We start from the raw sequence: 19,992 nt of genomic DNA on the forward strand, positions 1-19,992 counted from the left end.
AGGGGTGGCCGATGGTTAAGGGCATTATTTTTGATATGGATAATACACTGCTGCGGTCCCGGATCGATTTCGAGGCGATGAAACAAGACGTATATCAATTTTTAGTGTCACACGGCATATTGGTGGAAGGTGTTGAGCTGAACCGGCACACGGCCTCCACCTTGATCGAAGCGGGCGTAAAGACAAACCGGATGAATGAGTCATTGATGAAGGAACTGTGGGATGTTCCCAAAAAACACGAGGTCATCGGCATGAAGGATGCGGAGCTGGAGCCCGGCGTAAAAGAACTGCTCAAAGAGTGGCAGGGCCTGTATCATTTGGTGGTCGTCACGAACAATTCCATTGAGGCGGCGGAGGCCGCCCTTCGGGGCCATGATGTCTTGCGCTTTTTTGAGCAGGTCGTCGGCAGGGAACAAGTTCGGTTCCTCAAACCGGCGCCGGATGCTTTTTTTCACGTGCTGCATCATTTTGGGGAGGTGTCCCCCGGGGAGTGGATTTCGGTGGGCGACTCCTGGATGGACGGCAGAGCTTCCGCACTTGCGGGCATCCCGTTTATCGCGTATGGCGGGGACGAAGCAAAAATGAACGAGATGGAAGTCTTTCCCCGCGCGTTCATCCGGGATCTCCGGGACTTGAACGCATATCTTTAAGGGAGGGGGGATCCCGTGAGCTGGTTGGGGTTGCTGTTCGGGGCCGGGATGGCGGCGCTTGGCCTTTTTGCCGGACCTTATGGAATAGCGTTATGTGTGGTGGTCTTGTTCGCCATGGTGTTCGACATGAACCGGAGAAGCCGTGAAATCCATACCGATCTGCAAAAAATCAAAAGCAAATGGCATCTGCTCAGCCCGGAAGAGGAGGAACGTTTCACCATTGAGGAAGAACTCGAGGCTTACGAGCGAAAGATGAACCGGGAAGAAGGGCCCTGATAAAAACGTAATGAAAAGGGGGATTGTATCGTGGAGTTTACCGGTTTTCAAAAAACATTTTTGAAAATTTCGCTTCATCGAATGAAAGATCTCTATTTTCTGAAGCTGAGGGCGGTGCTGGAAGATCTCCCGAATGAGGTGTTGTGGGCGGAAAGCTATCCCGGAGGGAACAGCATTGGATCCATCGTACTTCATATGGGCGAACATATCGCCAGAAACTGCCTGCGCCTTACCAACGCCGAAGGCCAGCTTCTTCCGGGGTTTGAAAATTTCTTTCCGAAAGACGCCGCTTCTTCCCTGCAGCTTATTCAAAAATTTGAGGAGCAGTTGCGTGAGTGGGAAGAAGTGATGGAGCGTTTTTTGCATAGAGAGTGCAGGTTGAGCGAAGAGCATATTCACCAGATCTACCACCTTGTGGAGCATACCGGCTATCATTTGGGGCAGATCATCGACAGAGTGCAGGGGGCGACGGGCAGGAAATTTCACTTTTGCGAAAATGGCTTGAATGAAGCCTTCCTGCGGGGACAGATCGATCAAAATTTGCCGTAATTCACTATCCTAGTGCCCCATCGGCTTAGACATTAGATGCGGAGGTGATCGTAATCGAGTCCTTATTTTATTTTCAGCCGATGACACGGGATTTGGCCGTCGAGATTTCCGGCTGGACCTATGCGGAGCCTTATTCGCTCTACAGCATGGACGGAAGCGAAGCCTGTATCGCCGAATTGCTTGGCGGAAGCTACTTTGCCGCGAAGACGTCGGCGGGTGGAGAACTGATCGGTTTTATCTGCTATGGAGCCGCGGCGCGCGTGCCCGGCGGATATGAGGTTGGACTGTACGACGCGGACAACAAGCTGGATATCGGGCTGGGGTTACGACCGGACATGACGGGAAAAGGATGGGGGCAACCGTTCTTGCTGGAGGGAATGCGTTTTCTGGCGGAACGATTATCCCCCGAAGAATTTCAATTGGTTGTGGCCGCCTTTAACCGGCGGGCAATTCAGGTGTATGAGCGTAGCGGGTTTCAGCGGGGAACGTTATTTCAAAGTAAAGCAGGCGAGCGGGAGATCGATTTTATAGCGATGTCGCGCCGATATGTGTAGAAGACTGCCCGTGGATGGGTCATGTACAAAAAGATGAGCAAAAAAGCTTGCAGATTTGCAGGAATTATAGAATAAGTCGTTCATTGCGCCAAAAATACCTGCAGATTTGCAGGTATTTCTTCCCTTGGGCGATGTACCGGTCGCAAAAGGCCCTTATCTACCCACTCGGCTTTAAGGGAGGCGGCTACGGCATTAGCCCCCTCGGGTTAATGCTACGCTAGTGGTGTGTACGGAACAACACACTATCTTAACAGGAGGTCGTGCTGGATGTTTGACGTTAAAATCGACGAAGAGGTGCATGTAAGACAGTTGGATCAACAGATGGCGAAACCTCTGTTTACCCTGATAGACGGACAAAGGCCGTATTTACGGGAATGGCTGCCCTGGGTGGACGCCACAAAAACGTGGGAAGATTCCCTCGCCTATATCGAATCGGCCGAACAGCAGGCGGCAGCGGAAAACGGATTTCATGCCGGGATCTTTTACAAGGGTGAAATTGCCGGCTGTATCGGCATTCACGGCATCGACAGAAGCAACCGCAAGACCTCTGTCGGATACTGGCTCGGCCGCGATTTCCAAGGCCGGGGTATTATGACCCGTTCATGCCGGGCGGTAACAACCTATGTGTTTCGGTCATTGGATATGAACAGGGTGGAAATTCGGGCCGGCGAAGGCAACCGCCGCAGCCGGGCGATTCCCGAACGGCTCGGTTTCGTGCTGGAGGGCAAAATCCGGCAATCGGAATGGCTCTATGATCATTTTATCGATCATATGGTGTACGGCATGTTGGCCGAAGATTGGAATGAGAATTAAATCCACCGAGGGGGAGGAGGAGGTAATATGGGTTGGATCGCACCGATTAAAATCGTCGACAAATACAACCGTTACATAGATCTTCGGACCGCGGAGGGGAGGGACGCCGAAAGTATCCTGGAATTCAACCGGACCGTCATTGCGTCGGAAGCCCACCTGCTGACGGTGCCCGAGGAATTCACTTTGACGGTCGAGGAGGAAAGAGACTGGATCGAACGGATGCGCGGCAACGACAATAACTTGGTGATCCTTGCGGAGGACCAGGGGAGAATTGTCGGTTTCCTCGATTTTCATAGCGGACAGAAACGGCGGATTGCCCACACCGGTTCGTTCGGGATGAGCGTGCGCGGCGATTACCAGGGGGGAGGCATCGGCAAGGCGCTCTTGCAAACGCTTATCGAGTGGGCGGAAAAGCACCCGAGGCTGGAAAAAATCAGCCTGGAAGTGTTTGCGACCAACGTTAAAGCCATTGAACTGTACATGAAGATGGGGTTTGTGCGGGAAAGCCTGCTGCGCCGGCAAATTAAGCTTCAGGACGGCCATTATGTCGATGTCATCGGCATGGGGTTGCTCCTGCCTGATAAATAACCGAGGAGAGCGAGACCATGAGTTCTTATTACAAGGAGAGAATGGCCGGCGTTGTCGATTACATGGAGAGTCACTACTCGCAAAAGATCACACTGGATCGTCTCGCCGACATTTCCGGTTTCTCCAAGTATCATTTTAGCCGGATCTTTGCTTCCGTCATGGGCAGCACCCCCGCCGTCTATTTGACGCGGCTGCGCTTAAGGGAAGCCGTCCGGTTGTTGGTGGAAACCGACAAGACCGTATTGGAAATCTCGATCCTGTGCGGATTCGAGTCGCCCTCCGGTTTTAACGCGGTGTTCAAAAGACATTTTCAGAAGACGCCGAGTGAAATTAGGGTATCCTCTCGGGCGGATCGCAATATTCCGCTATTAGACCGCAAGATGCAGGATGATGAATCCACGCCATCCTCCTATGCTAGAGAAGTAAAAACAAACTTCTTAAGGAGGATTTGGGACATGAACATTTCCATTCGTCAATTAGCCGACGCCGAGGTGGCCTATGTCAGGCATGTCGGCAGCTATTTGGACACGTATCAAGCGTGGGAAAAGCTGGGCGCATGGGCGGCCAAGAACGGGTTATACCCCCCGGAGCGTCAGTTTATCGGGATCTCGCTGGACGACCCTTCGCTGGTCGAGGAGTACGCCTGCCGCTATGACGCCTGCGTCACTTTGCCGGAGGAATTCGACCGGGCGGGACATCCGGATGAAATCCGGTTCGGCACGCTGCAGGGAGGGACTTATGCGCTTTATTCTTTTTATGATACCGTCGACCAATTAGGGATTGTCTATCAGACGCTATTCGGACAATGGCTTCCGCAAAGTGAATATGAGGCGGAAGATAAACCTTGTCTGGAATACTGCATGAACAATCCGGCCACGGATCCGGAGGGCAAAAGCAAGGTCGATCTTTACTTACCCATTAAACCGAAAGTTAATTTCCATTTATAACAGGTCCTGCTTGAAGGGAGCGTCGAAGGACATGAGCGAAACGGTAAAACGGTATTATGACGACAGTGCGGAACGGGAGTGGTCACGTTTGGATCACCCATATAGCAGGGTGGAGTGGTTGTCTACTCTCCGCCTCATGGACCGGTATCTTCCGGAGACCGGTCACATTTGCGATATCGGTTCGGGCCCCGGGCGGTATGCCGCCGAATTGCTGCAGCAAGGTTACCGGGTTACCTTGATAGACTTGTCCGTCAAGGCGTTGGCATTGGCGGAACAAGAGTTCCGCAAACTCGGGCTGCAAGCGGAGGCTTATCTATGCGAGGATGCCCGAAACCTGCACCTTCTGGAGGCGGATCAGTTTGAGGGCGCTCTCGTGCTGGGTCCCCTGTATCATATTTTGGAGGAAGAGCAGCGCCTGCAGGTGATCCGGCAGACGGCAAGAATTTTAAAGGCGGACGGCGTCGCTCTGTTCTCTTACATTAATTCCTGGGGCGTCCTTAAAGCGGGAGTTACCGAGTTTAGCGAATCTTATCGGGACCCCGAACAAATCTACGGGTATTTACAGGAACAGAAGTTGGATGAAAACCGGGGTTTTACCGAAAGCTACTTCACCATTCCCGCTAAAGCGCTCGATGAGGTTCGGGCCGGCGGGTTTGACATTCTTTCTTACGCCGGAGCGGAAAGCTTTTTGGCCGGAATGTCGGCCGAGGTGACCCGGTTATACCGTGAGGATCGGCTCGTCTACGATAATTTGCTGCAAGCCGCCAGCGAAACGAGCGAAGCCCCTCAGTATAGAGAGGCGACCGAACATCTGATCATTGTGGCTCGGAAAAAGGCGGCCGAACTAGAAAATCATGCATGGTAAATCGACTTCCAGGGCAGGATGAAGATAGTTCATAAGGTAAGGATGATTTGCGATGTGGACCAAAGTGCTATCTTACATCCCTGACTGGAAAACGTTTATGCAAGCGGGATTGGTGCTGCTGATCCCTTTGATCATAAATTTTGGCTATAATAAAATTTCCTCGCTTGTTTCGAATAAGAACAACCCGGCCAAAAAAACGACCGCCGGGGACACCACCGCCCCCGAAGAACCGTTATCCGGAGAATACGAACGTGACCTGGAGTTTCTAAAGAAGACGATCGGAACGAGCAGCGACGTTCATTTCCGGGAGTTTCAGATCACCGGGTTAAACGTCAGGGCCTGCCTGGTTTTTGTGGACGGCATGCAGACCGTAGATTTCCTCAATACGCATGTGATGCAAGTGTTGATGCGGGAGGCCGATCCGCAATTGAGGGAGCAGGGGCGGGCCCTGAACACTCCGGAGTTTACCGCTCACCTTAAGGAAAAAATTCTTCCACTCATCGATATCACCGAAGTTACGGAGAAGCTGGAGCTGACCCAGTCGATTTTAAAAGGGTTTACCGCCCTCTTGCTGGATGGAATGCCGCACGCTTTGCTGGTCGGTTTACCGAACGGCAAAACAAGGGCTATTGCCGAGCCGACCTCGGAGGCCCTGCTGCGCGGTTCGCGGATCGGTTTCACGGAAGTGCTCAGCGAGAATACGGCAATGCTGCGAATGCAAGGGAAAAGCGAAAATCTGGAGATGAAGAAATATGTGGTCGGAAGCCTGCTAAAAAAGAACCTTGTCATCGCTTATTTCAAGGATATCGTAAACCCCGAGCTGCTTCATGAGGTTGAGGATCGGATCACTAAAATCGATATCGATTTTATCGCCGAGTCCGGCTATGTGGAGCAGCTGATTGAGGACAATCCCCTCAGTCCGTTTCAGCAGGTGCAGAATACCGAACGTCCTGACCGGGTGATCAACGCCTTATTGGAAGGCAGAGTGGCCATTTTAGTGGAAGGGACTCCCTTTGCGCTGATCGTACCCGTTACGTTCAGCATGCTGCTGCAATCCCCGGAGGATTATTTTGAGCGATGGATGCCGGGATCGTTGCTGCGTACCCTGCGTTTTTTTGCATCCTTCTTGGCGCTGATGGCTCCCGCGCTATACATTTCCTTTATCTCGTTTCATCCCGGCTTGATCCCGACGGAGCTGGCCATCACGATTATTGAGGCCAGGCAGGGGGTCCCGTTTCCTTCCCTGATCGAGGTGTTGATTCTGGAGATCTCTATTGAAATTTTGCGGGAGGCCGGTCTGCGGCTGCCGAAACCGATCGGACCGGCGATGGGGATCGTCGGCGGTCTCATCATCGGGGAAGCGGCGGTGCAGGCCGGCATCGTCAGCCCTTTTCTGGTTATCGTTGTAGCGGTCACGGCGATCTCTTCGTTCTCTATCCCGATGTACAGCGCGGGGATCGCTCTGCGCGTCTTGAGATTTGTGGGCATGCTCTTTGCCGCCACTCTCGGCATGTTTGGCACTATCCTGTTCTTCCTGCTGATTTGCAGCCATATCTCCAAATTGAAAAGCTTTGGCGTTCCTTACATTACGCCGTTCTCCCCGTTCCGCCTGCAAGATTTCAAAGATTTGTTTGTACGCGCACCCTTAACTTTAATGAAACGCCGACCGGAAATGATGAAGACCGGGAATCGCCGCCGCCGATCTTAGAAATGCAACGAGAGGGATGTGACCCGCTGTGTTTTTACGTAAAGACGACAAAATCACGACAACTCAAGCCGCCATCTTCCTGACGGATACCGTTTTGGGAGCCGGGATTCTGACACTGCCCCGTTCGGTGTTGGAAGCGGCGGAGACGCCGGATGTCTGGCTCTCCGTCCTATTGGGAGGGGCGATCATCCTGCTGCTCATGCTGGTTATGGTGAAGTTAAGCCAGCGATTTCCGGGAAAAACCGTCTACGAGTACAGCAGAAGTATCGTCGGTACGATCCCCGGGGCCTTCCTCTGTCTGCTGCTGATCCTCTATTTTATAATTGTTGGCGGATTCGAAATTCGGGTGCTCGCCGAAGTGGCGATGCTCTATTTACTGGAGGGAACCCCGATTTGGGCCATATTGATTCCGTTCATTTGGACGGGGGCTTATTTGGCCTGCGGGGGGATTAACTCGATCGCCCGCGTATTTCAGATCGTTTTTCCGATCAGCCTCTTTTTTCTTATCTTGTCCTATGCTATGAGCATCCGGGTGTTCGAGCCGAATCATTTGCGGCCCTTGCTGGGCGGAGGAGTCATGCCGGTTATCCAAGGATTAAAATCGACGATCCTGGTGTTCACCGGTTGTGAAGTCATTATGGTACTGATCGCGCACATGCAGCATCCGGAACGGGCGGTCAAGGCCGTATTCGCCGGCATCGGGATTCCGATCATGCTGTATCTTTTCACCATTGTGATGGTGATCGGCGGTATGTCGGTGGATGCCGTTCTCCGAAGTACTTGGCCGACGATCGATCTGCTGCGGAGCTTTGAGGTGACGGGTCTTTTCTTTGAGCGTTTGGAATTTCCGTTTCTGGTCATTTGGATGATGCAGATGTTTTGTAATTTCACGAGCTTTTATTTCAGCGCCTCATTAGGAGTCTCGCAAATTTTCCGGATCAGGTTCGGCCCCGTTCTATTCGCGCTGATGCCCGTCATCTTCATCTCCGCCATGATTCCCAAACGAATCAATGATGTGTTTCAACTCGGCGGAGCGATCGGTTACATCGGCATCTTTTTTTTCGCCCTCTTACCTGCGCTTCTCTCGGCGATCTACTGGATTAGAAAGAAGGGGTTGAGGCAGGATGTTTAAGCGTTCGATGCGGCGGTGTTGCCTTCTTATCGCGGCCATGGCTCTAATCAGCGGCTGTTGGAGCAGCAAAGAAATCGAGGATTTGAGTATGTACGCGGGTTTGGCTCTCGATGTCGGGGACCCCACACCGTTGGAGCGGGAACTGGAACGAAAAGGAGCCACTTACGATAAAAAAAATCAGATCACCGCTACGATTCAGATCGTGCCCGCCCATTCCTCCAGCAGCAACCAAGGGGACTCCTCGACGAAGGGGAAGGTTCCCGAATTTTTGAACACGACGGAAACCGGGGATTCCTTGTTTGAGATCATGCGGACTTATTCGACCCGCCGGGAACGGGCCGTGATCGGCCACCATCTTAAGACGATCGTCGTCTCCAACCGGCTTCTGCAGAAGCGGGGGATCGATTCGATTATGGATTTTGTGCTGCGGGACAACGATATCCGCCCGAGCTGCGTCGTCTTTGTAACCGAAGGACGGGCCTTGGATACGTTTGCGAAAAATGCGTCAGGCACCGTACCCGCCCAGCAATTAAGGGATTTTCTGCGCAACCGCTTCAGAACGAACAGAATCATGGAAGGAGTTAACTTGACCCGCCTGGATGCTCTGATGAGAACGCGGCAAAGTTTCGTTCTGCAGAATGTGGTCGCCGCCAAAGGTGAACTGGAATTGTCGGGTGCCGGGGTCATTAAAGGAGCAAGCGGAAAATGGATCGGTTCGTTGAGTCAGACCGACGTGGAGAGTATTTCTTGGATTCGCGGCGACGGGGGAGGCGGAGCCATCAAAACCTACGACTGGCGCGGGGAGCCGATCGTTTATGAAATCGAGTCGATGAAAAGCAAGCAAAAGGCGAAGATCACGGGCGACGACATTTCTTTTCATGTCGAGATCAAATCCGAAGGACGCTTCATCGAAAATTGGGACATTCGGGAGGACCCGTCCAAACCGAAATATATGGAAAAGGCGGAACAGCTGTTTGAAGAGAGGCTGAACGTGATGCTCCGGGAATTTATGCGGAAGATACAAACCCAATATAAAGTGGAGGTGGCCGGCTTTGGGGAGAGTCTACGGATCCAGTCGCCAAAAACGTGGAAAAAGGTGAAGGACCGCTGGGATGAAGTCTTTTCCGAAGTCCCGGTAACCTTCGATATCGATTTGCATATTACGGATTTCGGGTCCTCGACCAAGTAAGCCGCCGATGATTCTTCCTAAACATCATTAGAAAAATATGCTAAATTAAAAGACGTATCCTAATGTGTTTTGGGAAGAAGAGGAGGCCAATATGGATAATCGAGCGAATTATGTGCCTGCAACCGGAGTGGCAGCTTTCTCGGCGGGTTTGGAGTTGACGGGAAGCCTGCTTCAGGATGTCGGCACATTTTTTAAACTGCACGGAGACCTGGAGACCTGGGACCATACGCTTAAGGTAACTTCTCAAGCGGTCCGCATCGCCCGCCTCTATGGCGCGGATGCCCAAAAGGCGGAGCAGGCCGCCCTGCTTCATGATATCAGCAACATCATTCCGGTCAGCCTGATGCCGCAGGTGTCCGAGCAGTGCGGGATTGAAGTGCTGGAGGAAGAGCAGCGTTATCCCCGCATTTTGCACCAGAAGCTGTCTCGGGCGATGGCCGAGACGATATTCGAAATCCGGGATACCGACATTTTGCAGGCGATTGAATGCCATACCACATTGAAGCCTCGGGCCTCCCTGTTCGATAAAGTGGTATTTATCGCCGATAAGGTGGCCTGGGATCTTCCGGGCGAGCAAACATACCTCCAGGAAATTCGCCGGTTGGTGGATGATATGCAATTGAACGCCGCCGTGCTCACCTACCTGAATCAGGTATGGGAGCGCAGGGAGCAAATGAAGCTGGTGCATTCCTGGTTGATCCGGGCCAGAGAAGAGCTGATGGAGGAGGAACGAGCCGGCTTGGAGGAAGGGTCTCCTGTCAAACAGCACTTGCTGCGGATGTTTGAGCATATGGCCTGGGCGAATCGGGAAATCGCGAATGCGCTGGAGCTTCAGGAAGCGAAGCTGCCGGAACGCGCGCTTCAGCTGTTCGCCCATATTTTGGCGGCGGAGGCCAGCTGGCTGGCCAGGCTGCAGCTTCAGGAAGCGACGGCAATCCCCCTTTGGTCCGGCGGAAAGGGTAAGGTCGAACACTACATCGAGCTCGCGGAGGACAATATCCAAGGGTTTCGGCGGTTTTTGGCCGCGATCCATGACGAAAAGCTGAAGGAGCGGATTCAATATCACAACAGCCAAGGGAAATCGTTTGATCGGTCTATCGGGGACATCCTGACGCATGTTGCGCTGCATGGCAGCTACCACCGCGGACAAATCGCCTCTTCCCTCAGGATGGCGGAGATTGCGCCGCCTGCAACGGATTATATTTATTACGTGAGAGGAGATTAACCGATGCAGTTGAAATGGCTGGAATGGGCGAAGCAGATTCAGGCGATCAGTCAAGCCGGGCTTGCTTATTCCAAGGATATGTACGATCTGGAACGTTTTGAGATGCTGCGCGATCTAAGCGTGGAAATTCTGAGCGAGTATACCGGCGTCGAACAGGAGCAGGTCCGATCGCTGTTTGCCGGGGAAAAAGGATACGCGACTCCGAAGGTGGATGTCCGCGCGGTGGTGTTTCGGGATGAACGCCTGCTGCTCGTCCGCGAAAAGGTGGATGGCAATTGGGCTTTGCCCGGCGGCTGGGCCGATATCGGTTTGTCCCCTAAAGAGGTGGCGGCCAAGGAGGTCCTGGAGGAGTCCGGCCTGATCGTGGAGCCCGTACGCCTGCTCGGCGTTTTGGATAAGAAGTTCCATGACCATCCTCCCGAGCCCTGGCATGTTTATAAAATGTTTGTTTTGTGCGAAGAGACGGGCGGAGAAGCCCAGGCGGGCATGGAGACGATGGAGGTCGGCTTCTTCCCCAAGGACCGGCTTCCTCCCTTATCCCAGGGACGAAATACGCTAAAGCAAGTGCTGTGGCTGTTTGAAACCAAAGGGGTCTCCCAAGAAGTTCGATTGGACTAAGTTAGAGGTTGTGTCGGGCTTCGCGCAAGGAGAGTTAAAGGGGGGAGATGGCATGGCCTTTCCGGACGGCGAAGACCTGGATTATTTAAAGCGGGGAACTCCCGTTCAGCGGGAAGTGTATCATTTGATTCAGCGTTACGCCCTTTGCGGGTTGTTGCGGGCTTATCATCCGGTCCTTGTCGGGACCGTCCCGCTCGAAATTCAAATTCCCGGAAGTGACCTGGATCTTATTTGTGAAGTTCATGATTTTGCCTGCTTTGCGGATGATTTACGCCGGCATTTCGGACATTTTCCGGAATTCAGGCTGACCCGAAGGCAGGTGCTCGGCGTAGAAAGAATTAAAGCCAATTTCTTCTGCGAGAATTGGCCTGTCGAAGTATTCGCCCAACCGATCCCCGTTCACCGGCAAAACGGATACCGGCATATGATGGTCGAAGCCCGGTTGCTGCACCTTTTTGGCGAGGATTTCAAACGCGCGGTGATCAGGCTTAAACAGTGCGGCTTTAAGACCGAGCCGGCTTTTGCCGCCTTGCTGGGCTTGGAGGGGGATCCTTACCTTAGGATGCTGGAGCTGGCCGATTGGTCGGACGAGGAACTTGCAGCTAAATTTACATCCCGCTTTGCGGGCGATAAAGTGGATCTGTCAAATATGGAAAAGTGAGGGATATCTGTTGTCGAATATCGCCAAAAATTTAACGGACTTAATCGGGAGAACGCCGATGCTGGAACTGAACAATTTCTCTGCCGCGACCCAGGCGGAGGCCCGGCTGGTCGCCAAGCTGGAATACTTTAATCCGGCCGGCAGCGTCAAGGACCGGATCGGTTTCGCCATGATCAAGGATGCCGAAGAGCGCGGGCTGTTGAAACCCGACTCGGTCATTATCGAACCGACGAGCGGGAACACCGGGGTAGGGCTTGCTTTTGCCGCGGCGGCTTTGGGGTATAAGCTGATCATTACGCTGCCCGAAAGCTTCAGCATCGAACGAAGAAAGCTGCTGGTCGCCTTAGGGGCCGAGCTGGTGCTGACACCGGCCGCGGAAGGCATGGGAGGCGCGATCCGCAAGGCGGAGGAACTGGCCAAGGAAACGCCGAATGCGTTTATTCCGCAGCAGTTCGAGAATCCGGCCAACCCGGATATACATAAACGGACGACCGCGGAGGAAATCTGGAGCGATATGGACGGGAAGGTCGATATGTTCGTTGCCGGTGTGGGCACCGGCGGGACGATTTCCGGCGTGGGCGCCGTACTGAAGGAAAGAAATCCGGAGGTGCGGATCGTGGCCGTGGAGCCGCATAAGTCGGCGGTATTGTCGGGCGGAACGCGCGGGTTTCATCATATTCAGGGGATCGGAGCCGGCTTTGTGCCGAAAAATTACAACAGCGAGGTTGTGGATGAAGTTTATCCGGTAAAAGACGAAGATGCCTTCGCGACTTCCCGTCTGCTTGCCCGGACAGAAGGATTGCTTGTCGGCATCTCGTCCGGGGCGGCCGCCTTTGCCGCGCTTCAACTGGCGAAACGCCCGGAAAACGCGGGTAAGAACATCGTCGTTTTGCTGCCGGATACGGGCGAACGGTATTTGTCGACGCCGCTTTTTCCTGAAGAGTGATTCCGGCAACCGGTATGTTTTGCTATACTAAAACCCGGAGCGCAAAAACACATTCTGGTTGGTAGTCCAGAAGCACGGTGTCCAGCCGTGTCAGTAACCTTCCCCCCTCGGGATGTCCGGCGCTTCGACGCATAACAAGAGGGGGATTTACCATGAAGTTGACGGTTTATTTTGAGGGACAGTTTTGGGTTGGCGTGGTGGAGGAGACGATCGGCGGGCAGTTGAAGGCGTACCGGCATATTTTTGGGTCCGAGCCGAAAGATCCCGAGATTTTTCAGTTTGTGAATCAAGAGATGCCCCGCATTTCGGAGGTGCTGTCGCGTTCGAGAGGCGTGGAAGGCGATGATGCCAACGAGGCCCGCAGAGTCAATCCGAAAAGGCTGGCCCGCCTGGCCGCTCGCGAGTTGAACCGTCGAGGAATCTCGACGTTTGCGCAGGAGGCCCTGAAGGAGGAACTGCTGCTTCGCAAGAAGGAGCGGAAGAACTTGAGCAGGGAGGACCGCGAACGTCAGCAAGCGTACAAACGCGAGCAAAAGGTGCTGAAAGCGAAGCAGAAGCACCGGGGTAGATAGGAAAAACAGCGTCCCCGCCGTAAAGGGGGCGCTGTTTTTCATTTCGTAATGCTGCCGAGCTAACCGCGTTAGCCTATCCCTCAAGGAGTTTTTTGAGTTTCGCCTCCGTGGCGGTTTGCGGGGCGGGCGTGTAAATGCTCATCCTCAGGTCGGATTCCCCTTGAACTTGGAGGGAGGAGAGGTTGAACAGCATTTTTCCGGCCCGGGCGTGCCGGAATTCGATCATGACCTCGGGAGCCGCACGGACCTCGCTTTGGTTCCAGAGTTCTTCAAAGTCGGGGAATTCGGCCGACATCCGGCCGATAAAAGCCGAATACCACGGATCGGCCACATATTGACCGTAATAGGCGCGGAAAATCGCCAAAAATCCCCGGACGAATTGAGCCCAGTTCACGGCAAGCGTTCGCAGCTCTTTTTTCCGAAACAGAAGATAGATTAAATTGCGCTCGGCTTCGGGCACCTGTTCAAAATTTAAAAAAACATGGGAAGCGGCGGTGTTCCAACCTACGATATGACAGTGGCGATCGGAAATAAGGGTGGGGCAAAATTTGAGTTCTTCAAGAATCTTGGCCAGCGACGGGCTGATCTCGGCCTCACGCCCCGGGGCTAGATCCGGATGAAAGCCGTTGTCGAGCGCAAGATCGAACAAGTATTTGCGCTCATCGCTGTTAAGATGAAGTGCTCCGGCTATGGCGTCGAGAACGGAAGCGGAAACCTTGATGTCCCGCCCCTGCTCCAGCCAGGTATACCATGTTGTGCTCACCCCGGCCAATTGGGCGACTTCTTCACGCCGCAGTCCCGGGGTCCGTCTGCGCGCCCCCGGCGGCAGCCCGACCGCGGCGGGATGCAGCTTGGATCTTTGGCTTTTCAGGAAATCGGATAGCGCTTTAAGTCGAGGGTCGTTTGGCATTCGGTAGGCCTCCTGTCTTATTGTATTATCCATTATACTAGGATAACTAAAAACTTGTAATAGGATAATCAGAGGTTACAATAGGGACAAACGGCTCCCGTTCTTTTTCAAGATGAGAACGGGATTAAAGGAGGCACTAACGTATGCAAAGCGTTGTTATAACCGGGATGGGGATCGTTTCGCCGCTGGGCCACGACGTCGAATTATTTTGGAACGGGCTGAAAGCGGGACGCTCCGGTATATCCGTTATTGATCATTTTGATGTGTCCGGCTTCGGGACAAAAATCGCGGGCCAGGTGCGCGATTTCGATCCGGAAGCACTGTTTGGGCGGAAGGATGCGAGAAAGATGGACCGATTCGTCCAGTTCGCCGTATATGCCGCGGAACAGGCGGTGCGGGACGCCGGTCTTGAACCCGAGCGGGTCGATCGGGAGCGTTTCGGCGTTTATGTCGGGACCGGAATTGGCGGTATCACGACCTTGACGGACAATATGGAGGCCTATCAGCAGCGCGGTCCGGGCCGGGTTAGCCCGAGTCTGGTACCGATGATGATCTCCAATATGGCCGCCGCGCAGATCAGCATCCGATACGGCGCGATGGGTCCGACCTTGTCCCCCGTCACCGCCTGTTCGATCGGCAATACGGCGATCGGCGAGGCGTTCCGCCTGATCCGAAGCGGGGAGGCCGATGTGATTATCGCCGGAGGGACGGAAGCGGCGGTGCATCCCCTGTCCCTGGCCAGCTTCGGCAATGCGACGGCCCTGTCGAAGCGGAATGAGACGCCGGAGCGGGCCAGCCGTCCGTTCGATGCGGAGCGGGACGGCTTCGTTATGGCCGAGGGGGCGGGCCTCCTTGTGCTGGAGTCGCTGGACCATGCCCGGCGCAGAGGAGCGCGCATCCATGCCGAGGTCATCGGGTATGGCGCCAGCTCGGACGCCTACCATGTCGTCGCCTCGCATCCCGAAGGGGAAGGGGCCTTCCTGGCGATGAAGCGGGCGCTGCAATCCGCCGGCGTTTCGGCGGCGGAAGTGGACGTTGTCAGCGCTCATGCCACGGGCACACAGGTCGGAGATCTTGCGGAGACGATAGCGCTCAAGAAATTGTTCGGCGACCAGGCGTCCCGGATTCCCGTTACGGCAAATAAATCGATGACAGGCCATATGTTTGGCGCTGCGGGAGGGGCGGAGGCCATTGCGTTGATCCAAAGTTTAAAAGAAGGCGTGATTCCGCCCACCGTCAATCTCGATCACCCGGATCCGGCCTGCGATTTGGATTATGTTCCGCATCATGCCCGCCAGGCTCCACTTCGTATCGGCCTCTCCAATTCCTTCGGTTTTGGCGGACATAACGCCGCCATTCTGCTCCGAAAGGCGGAATTTTAGAGACGACTTGACACCTCTATAGCGGGCTCTTTATAATATGTTTTAATATTTGGAAAGAGGTTTAATTGCGATGACCGATTCGGACGACCCGGACAGTAACAGCCCCGATCAGGGAAATCATATCGTTATACAGGCATAACCTGCGTCTTATTAGGCGTCAGGTTATGCCTTTTTGTTTTTTTAAGCTTTTCAAAATATACGGAGGTGTTTTGTTTTGGTTGAACTTCTCATTATTTTAATCCTGATTTTGATCAATGCCTTTTTTGCGGCCTCGGAAATCGCGCTGATCTCGCTGAACGATAATAAAATCCGTTTAATGGCGCAGCAGGGACACAAAAAGGCGAAAAGACTAATCGAACTGCTGGGAGAACCCAGCCGATTTTTGGCCACCATCCAAATCGGGATCACGCTGGCCGGCTTTTTTGCCAGTGCTTATGCGGGAGACAGCTTTGCGGGCGATTTGGCCGCGTTTCTTATAGAACTAGGCGTACCGTTATCACCCACGGTCTTGAGTACCCTGTCGCTCATCATCATCACCTTGTTCCTCTCTTATTTTCAGCTCGTTCTCGGTGAGCTGGTTCCCAAGCGGGTAGCGATGAAAAAGGCGGAGGGGATGGCGATGTTTGCCGTCAACACGCTGTATGTACTGTCAAAGGCGACGGGCCCATTCGTCAAGCTTCTTACGTTGTCCACGAATTTGCTCGTTCGTTTGTTCGGCATTGATCCGAACTCGAAGGATGAGGAAGTGTCCGAAGAAGAGATCCGGATGATGCTGGATACCGGTACCGAGCTGGGAACGATCCAGGCCAGTGAAAAATTGATGATCAACAACATATTTGACTTTGATAATATGAACGTTGCCGACATCATGACACACCGGATGGATGTGGTAGCTCTCCCGGTGGATTCCGATTTGCAGACGGTCGCCGAACTGGCCGACCGGGAACAATACACCCGTTTTCCGGTGTATGAGGAGACCATCGATAACGTGATCGGCGTGCTGCATGTGAAAGATTTGATCCGATATCTGAAGGTTGCGGAACATCAGTCATGGGATTTGCGCTCCATGCTTACGCGGCCTTATTTTGTCCCCGTATCCATGAAGACAAACGAGCTGTTTGAGGACCTCCAGCAAAACCGGATTCATCTGGCCGTCGTCGTCGATGAATACGGCGGAACGGCGGGGATTGTTACGATGGAGGATTTATTGGAAGAAATCGTCGGTAACATCTATGACGAACACGATGAAGAAGAGGCGGAATATGAGCAGCTTCGGGAGGGGGACTATCTTGTCCGGGGAACGATGTCTCTTCACGATGCGCAGGATCTGTTGGGCATAAGCCTGCCTGTTGAGGATTACGATACATTAAGCGGATTTATAATCGGTCAACTGAAACGGATTCCGACAACGCAGGAAAAACCGCAGTTGGAATATAACGGTTATATCTTTGCCGTTCGGGAGGTAGGTCAGCGCCGGATTCGCAAACTCGCCGTCACCAAAAAGGCCGAAGCGAACCCGCTTTCGGAAAGTGAACAGTAAATCTAGGATATCTCGGCAACCTTCCGGCTTTTGGAAACGTCAGGAAATGAGGAGCGGTTATTCGCGGTCATGGACTTTATAAAGAGACTCGGGCGAATGAACGAATTTCCTGATGATTTTCAATTCGGGGGGCGGTTGAAATGAAAAAACGATGGGGAAGCATCGCAGCCAGTCTAGGTCTTGTGATGGTATTCCTGCTGGGAGGCTGCGGGAGCGCGGACAAATCGGCCAGCAATGTCAGTTCTGCGGATTCCGGCAGCGGAGGCGGGTATGCTTCGGATGAGCTGTCGGTTGCTACCGCAGAGAATATGGCGGAGGTGTCGGATGCCAAGGGCGCCGCAGATGGCGGCGCTGCCGGGGGCGAGGCGGAAGCGCCGGCTTCGGCGGGGGAGAAGGCGGCTTCTCGGGTTGGCGGCGGGGTTCAGGTATCCAGCTTCGAAGAGGGGCTAAACAAGAAGCTGATTTACGAAGCGAACGTCACCATCGAAGTGGAAGACTTCAATCGGGTTCAATCGGAGATTCGCAATCTGGTCACTTTGACGGGCGGGTATATTGTTGAATTTTCCGAGAATCAATCCGACAGCGAGCGGGGCGGTACGTTTATTTTAAAAGTCCCCGCCAGCGGGTTTTCTTCCTTTCTCGACGAGCTTGAAAAGTTGAAATCCACGTCTTTTCAGCAGAGCATCCGGGGGCAGGACGTCTCCGAAGAGTATGTGGATCTGGAGTCGCGGCTTAAAGTAAAGCAGGCGATGGAGGCGCGTTATCTAAAGTTTGTGAACGAGGCGACGAAAACCGACGAATTGGTCAAGTTCGCCAACGAGCTGGAGCGCATCCAGACTGAAATCGAGCAAATCAAGGGACGCATGCGGTTTATTGATAATCACGTGGCGTTCTCAACGGTCGAGATTCGAGTTTTTCAACCGTTGGAAGACACCGTTTCCAAGCTTGCCAAGGAACAGCCTCCGCTATTGCAGCGGGCCGAACAGGCGTTGTCCGGCAGTTTGAAGGTGATTTCGATGATTTTGCAGTGGATCGTTATCGTCCTGGCCGGTGCCTTGCCGCTGATTCTGATCGCCGCGCTGATCGTGGCCGTTTATGTACCTGTACGGAAAAAGCGCAGGAAATCACAGCACGTGCGGAATTCGGAGTACCCTGAAAGTCCGGACCAAGCGGAGTCGGATGAAGTAGAGCCCAAGTAGAGCCGAAGTAGGAGATCGATGATTTGCCTCGGACGTGGTAGGTTCGAGGCTTCTTTGTTGAAGTTAATTATGGTATCCTTCTTAGTAGGCAAGCGATGAAAGTGCAATACACTCAAATCGATTGAGGAGTTAAATCTATGAGAGTAGTCATTGTGGATGATGAAGTGCTGGCTTTGGATTATCTGGAACGGCAAATCGCAAAAACGGATATTTCCGCCAACATCGTCGGGAGGTTTACCGATCCTCTCGAGGGGAAGCGGTTCCTGCTGCAAAACCAGGTGGATGTGGCTTTTTTGGATATCCACTTGCCGGAATTGAACGGGATCGAACTGGCCGAACAACTCTTGGAGGCCAAGCCCGAGCTCGTCGTTGTTTTTGTGACGGCATACGACGAATTTGCGGTCAAAGCCTTTGAACTCAATGCGCTGGATTACATAGTAAAGCCGGTCCGACTGGAGCGTCTTTCAAAAACTTTGTTGCGTGTCCGGGACAGTTTGGCTATGAAGCAGCCATCCGCGGTTGAATCGGATTCGGCGCAGGTGCTTCGTTTGAACTTGTTTAGACAGTTCAGTATCGCCGACGAGACGGGTGGGACGCATTTGCTGCAGTGGCGGACGACCAAGGCGCAGGAACTGTTCTTATACCTGCTCCAGCATCGCGGGCAATTGGTTCGCAAATCCACCTTAACCGACCTGCTCTGGCCCGAGTACGAGCTGGATAAAGTTTATTCACAGCTCTACACGGCGATTTACCATATCCGAAAAACATTGAAGCCGTACGCCAAGTATATTCAAATTACAAATACCACCGAGGGCTATATTTTGAGCTTAACGGAGGTACTTCTGGACATTGAGGAGTGGGAAGAACGGATCGGCAAACTCCCCCCGATCAGCGAAGCTTCCTTGGAGGAATACATAGATACCATGAAGCTGTATACGGGAGATTACTTGCAGGAGTACGGCTATTGGTGGACCGAGAGCGAATGTCAGCGATTGAAGGAGCAAGGACTGGGTGTTTCTTTCGCGATCGCGGAATGGTATCAGCAGCAGCAAATTTGGGATAAAGCGGCATCTTACTATCAGCGTCTGAGGTCTTTGTACCCTCAGGAAGAGCGCACTTATTTTGAACTTATGAAAATTTATGCTTCTACGCAAAACTCCGGTTTGGTCGAGCAGCAATATAAAGAGCTGCAGTTTATTCTGAAAGAGGAACTGGATGTAGCACCGAGCAAGTACATTACCGACTGGTACGAAGCCTGGTATCAAAACCAGGAGGCCGTCCGAAAAATTTAGGCTGGCTGAGCGTAGGGAGGGGGAGCGGCGGTACCTGCTCCCCTTCTTTGCGTCGGTGGAGGCGGCATGGAGAGGGTGTTGGGCCGTCAACCAGTTTATTCGCCGATTTAACGGCGGCGTGGGAAACGGGGTGGGGTACCTGCGGCTTCTCTTGCCTCCCATGGAATAACGGCCTTTTGGACCGTTATTTCGGTTCAATTCGGCTTCACGGGCATAATAGCGGTCAAAAAGGGCCTTATTTCACTGATGCGGGCAGCAATCTTGCAAAAAAAATGACATAACAAGTAAGAAGAATAATTTACAAAAAAAGGAGACCCCAGTTATCGTAGAATTGTACAGATACATACGAAAGGAGGTCTCCTTGAATACAAAGATA

21 protein-coding genes are annotated in these 19,992 nt (G+C 53.2%); 20 read left to right on the top strand and 1 reads right to left on the bottom strand.

What is annotated here, in order from left to right:
- The first annotated feature begins 11 nt into the window (after positions 1-11).
- The 16 genes from LBW89_RS20930 to LBW89_RS21005 all read left to right on the top strand — a co-directional run bounded on the left by LBW89_RS20930 (position 12) and on the right by LBW89_RS21005 (position 13,293).
- Positions 12-650 (top strand): HAD family hydrolase, encoded by a 639-nt coding sequence (locus tag LBW89_RS20930; protein ID WP_225040197.1) that lies wholly within the window; start codon positions 12-14, stop codon positions 648-650.
- A gap of 15 nt (positions 651-665) precedes the next feature.
- A complete protein-coding gene (locus LBW89_RS20935; protein WP_213504905.1) occupies positions 666-926 on the top strand; it encodes a hypothetical protein in 261 nt (86 codons plus the stop codon).
- A 30-nt stretch (positions 927-956) separates the two neighbouring features.
- Entirely contained in the window at positions 957-1,475 is a 519-nt protein-coding gene (locus tag LBW89_RS20940) for a DinB family protein (RefSeq protein WP_225040199.1), read from the top strand.
- Positions 1,476-1,519: 44 nt separating this feature from the next.
- Positions 1,520-2,029: a GNAT family N-acetyltransferase gene (locus tag LBW89_RS20945; RefSeq protein WP_225040201.1), complete on the top strand. Its 510-nt coding sequence runs from the start codon at positions 1,520-1,522 to the stop codon at positions 2,027-2,029.
- A gap of 267 nt (positions 2,030-2,296) precedes the next feature.
- Positions 2,297-2,842, top strand: a complete 546-nt coding sequence (locus LBW89_RS20950; protein WP_148450029.1) for a GNAT family N-acetyltransferase — start codon at positions 2,297-2,299, stop codon at positions 2,840-2,842.
- A 27-nt stretch (positions 2,843-2,869) separates the two neighbouring features.
- Complete coding sequence (locus LBW89_RS20955; RefSeq protein ID WP_225040203.1) at positions 2,870-3,430, top strand: GNAT family N-acetyltransferase; 561 nt, start codon at positions 2,870-2,872, stop codon at positions 3,428-3,430.
- A gap of 17 nt (positions 3,431-3,447) precedes the next feature.
- Positions 3,448-4,377 (top strand): AraC family transcriptional regulator, encoded by a 930-nt coding sequence (locus tag LBW89_RS20960; RefSeq protein WP_148450025.1) that lies wholly within the window; start codon positions 3,448-3,450, stop codon positions 4,375-4,377.
- A 31-nt stretch (positions 4,378-4,408) separates the two neighbouring features.
- The gene (locus tag LBW89_RS20965) at positions 4,409-5,242 is read left to right on the top strand and encodes a class I SAM-dependent methyltransferase (protein ID WP_148450023.1); all 834 of its coding nucleotides are present in this window, start codon (positions 4,409-4,411) and stop codon (positions 5,240-5,242) included.
- A 52-nt stretch (positions 5,243-5,294) separates the two neighbouring features.
- Positions 5,295-6,950 carry a spore germination protein gene (locus tag LBW89_RS20970; protein ID WP_148450020.1) on the top strand — a complete coding sequence of 552 codons (1,656 nt, stop codon included), beginning with the start codon at positions 5,295-5,297 and terminating at the stop codon, positions 6,948-6,950.
- A 28-nt stretch (positions 6,951-6,978) separates the two neighbouring features.
- On the top strand, positions 6,979-8,082 hold the full coding sequence (locus LBW89_RS20975; protein ID WP_148450018.1) for a GerAB/ArcD/ProY family transporter: 1,104 nt from the start codon (positions 6,979-6,981) through the stop codon (positions 8,080-8,082).
- The gene (locus LBW89_RS20980; protein WP_225040205.1) at positions 8,075-9,271 is read left to right on the top strand and encodes a Ger(x)C family spore germination protein; all 1,197 of its coding nucleotides are present in this window, start codon (positions 8,075-8,077) and stop codon (positions 9,269-9,271) included. The genes LBW89_RS20975 and LBW89_RS20980 overlap by 8 nt, the downstream gene beginning before the upstream one ends.
- 91 nt (positions 9,272-9,362) lie before the next feature.
- On the top strand, positions 9,363-10,496 hold the full coding sequence (yqeK, locus tag LBW89_RS20985) for a bis(5'-nucleosyl)-tetraphosphatase (symmetrical) YqeK (RefSeq protein ID WP_225040207.1): 1,134 nt from the start codon (positions 9,363-9,365) through the stop codon (positions 10,494-10,496).
- A gap of 3 nt (positions 10,497-10,499) precedes the next feature.
- Entirely contained in the window at positions 10,500-11,114 is a 615-nt protein-coding gene (locus tag LBW89_RS20990) for an NUDIX hydrolase (protein WP_225040209.1), read from the top strand.
- Between the two features lie 52 nt (positions 11,115-11,166).
- Positions 11,167-11,775 carry a DUF4269 domain-containing protein gene (locus tag LBW89_RS20995; RefSeq protein WP_225040211.1) on the top strand — a complete coding sequence of 203 codons (609 nt, stop codon included), beginning with the start codon at positions 11,167-11,169 and terminating at the stop codon, positions 11,773-11,775.
- 10 nt (positions 11,776-11,785) lie between these two features.
- Positions 11,786-12,721, top strand: coding sequence for a cysteine synthase A (gene cysK, locus LBW89_RS21000; protein WP_148451145.1), 936 nt, complete (start codon positions 11,786-11,788; stop codon positions 12,719-12,721).
- Between the two features lie 152 nt (positions 12,722-12,873).
- Positions 12,874-13,293: a YjdF family protein gene (locus tag LBW89_RS21005; protein ID WP_213504891.1), complete on the top strand. Its 420-nt coding sequence runs from the start codon at positions 12,874-12,876 to the stop codon at positions 13,291-13,293.
- A gap of 73 nt (positions 13,294-13,366) precedes the next feature.
- Here LBW89_RS21005 and LBW89_RS21010 read toward each other — a convergent pair whose 3' ends face one another.
- The gene (locus LBW89_RS21010) at positions 13,367-14,203 is read right to left on the bottom strand and encodes a helix-turn-helix transcriptional regulator (protein ID WP_148450006.1); all 837 of its coding nucleotides are present in this window, start codon (positions 14,201-14,203) and stop codon (positions 13,367-13,369) included.
- 143 nt (positions 14,204-14,346) lie between these two features.
- Here LBW89_RS21010 and fabF point away from each other — a divergent pair, with 143 nt between their 5' ends.
- The 4 genes from fabF to LBW89_RS21030 all read left to right on the top strand — a co-directional run bounded on the left by fabF (position 14,347) and on the right by LBW89_RS21030 (position 19,616).
- On the top strand, positions 14,347-15,585 hold the full coding sequence (gene fabF / locus LBW89_RS21015; protein ID WP_225040213.1) for a beta-ketoacyl-ACP synthase II: 1,239 nt from the start codon (positions 14,347-14,349) through the stop codon (positions 15,583-15,585).
- A 214-nt stretch (positions 15,586-15,799) separates the two neighbouring features.
- Positions 15,800-17,125, top strand: a complete 1,326-nt coding sequence (locus LBW89_RS21020; protein WP_225040215.1) for a hemolysin family protein — start codon at positions 15,800-15,802, stop codon at positions 17,123-17,125.
- Positions 17,126-17,265: 140 nt separating this feature from the next.
- Positions 17,266-18,324 (top strand): DUF4349 domain-containing protein, encoded by a 1,059-nt coding sequence (locus tag LBW89_RS21025; RefSeq protein ID WP_225040216.1) that lies wholly within the window; start codon positions 17,266-17,268, stop codon positions 18,322-18,324.
- Between the two features lie 137 nt (positions 18,325-18,461).
- Positions 18,462-19,616, top strand: coding sequence for a response regulator (locus LBW89_RS21030; protein ID WP_225040218.1), 1,155 nt, complete (start codon positions 18,462-18,464; stop codon positions 19,614-19,616).
- The last annotated feature ends 376 nt before the right edge of the window (positions 19,617-19,992 follow it).

Origin of the sequence: Paenibacillus sp. alder61, assembly GCF_020179875.1 — a bacterium.
Classification (GTDB): domain Bacteria; phylum Bacillota; class Bacilli; order Paenibacillales; family Paenibacillaceae; genus Fontibacillus; species Fontibacillus faecis.

What these genes read in the sequence shown, in the direction of transcription:
- LBW89_RS20930 (WP_225040197.1), top strand. Translation starts at nt 12, where the DNA reads ATGGTTAAGGGCATTATTTTTGATATGGATAATACACTGCTGCGGTCC.
- LBW89_RS20950 (WP_148450029.1), top strand. Translation starts at nt 2,297, where the DNA reads ATGTTTGACGTTAAAATCGACGAAGAGGTGCATGTAAGACAGTTGGAT.
- LBW89_RS20955 (WP_225040203.1), top strand. Translation starts at nt 2,870, where the DNA reads ATGGGTTGGATCGCACCGATTAAAATCGTCGACAAATACAACCGTTAC.
- LBW89_RS20960 (WP_148450025.1), top strand. Translation starts at nt 3,448, where the DNA reads ATGAGTTCTTATTACAAGGAGAGAATGGCCGGCGTTGTCGATTACATG.
- LBW89_RS20965 (WP_148450023.1), top strand. Translation starts at nt 4,409, where the DNA reads ATGAGCGAAACGGTAAAACGGTATTATGACGACAGTGCGGAACGGGAG.
- LBW89_RS20970 (WP_148450020.1), top strand. Translation starts at nt 5,295, where the DNA reads ATGTGGACCAAAGTGCTATCTTACATCCCTGACTGGAAAACGTTTATG.
- LBW89_RS20980 (WP_225040205.1), top strand. Translation starts at nt 8,075, where the DNA reads ATGTTTAAGCGTTCGATGCGGCGGTGTTGCCTTCTTATCGCGGCCATG.
- yqeK (WP_225040207.1), top strand. Translation starts at nt 9,363, where the DNA reads ATGGATAATCGAGCGAATTATGTGCCTGCAACCGGAGTGGCAGCTTTC.
- LBW89_RS20990 (WP_225040209.1), top strand. Translation starts at nt 10,500, where the DNA reads ATGCAGTTGAAATGGCTGGAATGGGCGAAGCAGATTCAGGCGATCAGT.
- LBW89_RS20995 (WP_225040211.1), top strand. Translation starts at nt 11,167, where the DNA reads ATGGCCTTTCCGGACGGCGAAGACCTGGATTATTTAAAGCGGGGAACT.
- LBW89_RS21005 (WP_213504891.1), top strand. Translation starts at nt 12,874, where the DNA reads ATGAAGTTGACGGTTTATTTTGAGGGACAGTTTTGGGTTGGCGTGGTG.
- LBW89_RS21010 (WP_148450006.1), bottom strand. Translation starts at nt 14,203, where the DNA reads ATGCCAAACGACCCTCGACTTAAAGCGCTATCCGATTTCCTGAAAAGC.
- fabF (WP_225040213.1), top strand. Translation starts at nt 14,347, where the DNA reads ATGCAAAGCGTTGTTATAACCGGGATGGGGATCGTTTCGCCGCTGGGC.
- LBW89_RS21025 (WP_225040216.1), top strand. Translation starts at nt 17,266, where the DNA reads ATGAAAAAACGATGGGGAAGCATCGCAGCCAGTCTAGGTCTTGTGATG.
- LBW89_RS21030 (WP_225040218.1), top strand. Translation starts at nt 18,462, where the DNA reads ATGAGAGTAGTCATTGTGGATGATGAAGTGCTGGCTTTGGATTATCTG.